The 3,016-nt window shown below is 45.4% G+C and carries 2 protein-coding genes; both read left to right on the top strand.

All coding sequences use genetic code 11. The annotated features are described in order from the left end of the window. Positions 1-115 (top strand): SWIM zinc finger family protein (locus tag ACO4PX_RS09605; RefSeq protein WP_485572464.1); only part of this gene is annotated, 115 nt, incomplete at its 5' end. Between the two features lies 1 nt (position 116). Next, a partial coding sequence (locus ACO4PX_RS09600) for a DUF7824 domain-containing protein (RefSeq protein WP_485572462.1) occupies positions 117-3,016 on the top strand: 2,900 nt, incomplete at its 3' end.

The raw sequence follows: 3,016 nt of genomic DNA, 5'->3' as shown, positions 1-3,016 counted from the left end.
GGAAGGATCCGGAGTGGAAAATGCAAAATGCACTTGTACGTGGTATTTAAAGCATAAAAACAGCAGAGGCCCCTGCAAGCACATTTTGGCAGTGAAACTAAGACAAGGAGTTTAACATGGCAAGCAAAATGGAAAGAGCTGTTGAAATCTACCGTTCTTTGGGATACGAGGAAACGGCTTATGAAAAAATTTTAAGCCTTGGGATAGGAACCAAGGAAGAGCAAGGGATTGCAAGGGAGGGACTAAAATCCGGAGAATGGGTACAGGTCAAACAATTATCCGAGAACAGCTACGGCTTTGTTCCTGTTATAGATGTTAATCTTAAAAAGCTTGCTGTCTTTGCCGTTCGAATCGGTGTGGAAGCAAAGAGGGCGGCAAATGTGATAGGTCGGGGAGATGAGATTTCGCTTCAGGCAATTATGGCCAGAGGTGAGAATTTCGCAATCCATTTCATTTCTGCTGCCGAAAGCGGTAACAGGAGAGCCTGGGAGCATTCCCTGTCCGTCCTTGGTATGCTCTGCCTGAAACTGCTGCACAGGATGAATCTCCCTATTCCGGAATCGGTGGAGTATATGAAGGACTGGGCAGCAGCCTCTTCGGTGATATTGCTGGGGACAAAAAAAGATTATCTATTCGATGATAGCTTTACGCTGGAGAAGGAAGAAATTCTGAGAAGATTTGTAGAGCATATCGAAAAGGGAATTTCCCTGAGCATGCCCGGAACAGGCCCCTTTCCCGATTTGCTTTTCTTTGGCGTAGAGAATCATTTGCTTAGTAAAGAAGCGGCAAAAGAGTATATCTTTGATGCACTGTATATTGCAAAAAGACCCGGGGACAGAAAAGCATGGGTAGAACTTTTGGATAAGCTTGGCTGGACAGAAAAGGATATTGTGGATAGGGCGGAAAATCTTATTCCCTTACTGGGGTTTGGGGAGAGTCCGCTTTTAGAACGTTTTGCCCCGGTTCTTATAGAAAATATCTCCGAGGAGCTTCTGTATCCGGTATTGATTTCCTGTACTTCCGCAAAGGTCAAGAAAACGAAGAAGATGCTTTTAAATTCTGTCTTAAAGCGAGAGAAGCCAAAATCCGCCAATGACTTTGCAGAATGGCTTTCCCTTTATTTGCAGGACGAGGATAAGAGCATTGCCGGTCTTGCAGAAAAATTGGCTCTGTCCTGGATGATAGCGTTGGAACAGGAAGAAAGTACAAAAGATTTGCGGGGCTTATGGAGAGAGAGCCCTAAGCTTTGGGAAGTTCCAAGATTTAGCTTGGGAGAGGGAACGGCGGAAAGCTTAACCGACATGGTTTCCCTGCTTTCCGATAGAAAGGAGTGTGTGGAAGACCTTCTTTTTGAACAGTTTCTTGCCTTGGCAAATCAAATCGCATACAAAAATCCTGAGGAAGCTAAAATAAGTCTTGCGGGAATTCCCAATAGTGATTCCGGAACTTTATGGACGCTGGGGAGATGGGCAAGAGGAATAGAAACCAAGCCGGTGGAGGAAAGTCGGCAGAGGTTTTGGCAGGGGGAGAAAGAAATTGTAAAGATAGAGTATCGGGAACTCTTAACCATGCGAAGAGAGCTTCTTTTTCGTACCATGGGAAAATGGCCCTGTTTACTCAGCACCCCAAGCTTTGAAGACTTAAGCATTTCCATAGAGGATTTGCTGGAGCGACTAAGTCTGTACCAGGCGGAAAAATCCACCTATGTATCGGAGCCGGATTTACAGCTTGCGTTGACACGGTTGGATATGGAGACATTTTCACAGGAAGATATAAGCAAATGCAAGGAAGAAAGAAGCAAATGCGTGGAAAAGCTACAGGAGCTTGACTTAAAAATCCAACTTCCCTCCGGAGAATTTTTGCAGGATGAAGAGGAAAAGGACATTATGCTGGGGGAGTTGATTGCAGCTTACTTGCAAGACCCCTATGTAGAACCGGTGTTTTTCCCGGGAGAAACGCCCTATTGGAAGGTGGAATTGAAAATGCCGGAAAGCCTTAAGGCACTGCCTTATAGACTGTCTTACAGTCATAACGCACTGTTTTCGATTTTCCCGAATTGGGGTGATTATTCCCTTACGGCGGTGCATAGAGATTTTGAAGTTTATCATGGACAAGGCATCATTTTGCGACAGCTGGCAAGAAGGAGAAAGCCCTTAAGTAAGGGGGCGCTGATGAACTGGATTGCGGTATTTGGAAGGCTTAGTGATGAAAATGCGGGGGATGCGCTAAAGGCAAACCGGGAAGCCTGGGAAAGAGGGCTTTTACTTCCCGGACTGGCGGATATTTCCTATCTGGATTGGAGCGGCGGGGAGCTGTCCAACCTGGCAAATCTTGCTGTGGCGATGGACTTTATGGCAAATGAAGGGATGCTGAGTTTACTATGGAAAGCAGCTTGTGACGCTGTGGAGCAATCCTTAAAGATGCCCAGAATCCTGGCAGGAACTGCGGAGCTTGTAAAGTTTTTAAGAGATTATCTGGATGAGGTGATTTTTGCGGTAGAAAAAAAGCTTGCCTCGAAAGAAGCACTGGAAATGAAGGCCATCCGCATTTTGGCAGGAAAAAGCGGCTCCTCCAAGGCGGTATCTTATGCAAAAGAAATCCTCGAGAAATTGCTTTCCATGGAGACAGAGCAGATACAGAGTGCTAAAAACGCAGGATTAAGAGAGAATCAAGGAACTATAGACAATACATCACAAAGTAAAACAATAGCTACTGTGGAGACACCCGCTGATTTTGAAAGAGTATGGCTTCCTTTGCCGGAAGGAAAATCCCTCCTTGAAGACCACGTGACTTTTCGGGTAAATGGACTGGAACTTCGAAAAAACGAAAAAGTTTTTCAATTCGACTTGGATTTGCCGGAGGATTCGGACTGTTCCTATCAGGTGGTCATTGCCGGATGGTTATATGCTTTAGCTCATGAGGGACAGGTTTCTGCCGGTAAGATAGACCGAAATGGCGAACTGATAGATGAGGAAAATGTAGCGTGGCTTCACTATGACAGTGTTCAGAAAAAGAT

It is taken from the genome of Oribacterium sp. (assembly GCF_057249185.1).
This window is presented reverse-complemented; position numbering and strand designations above follow the sequence as displayed.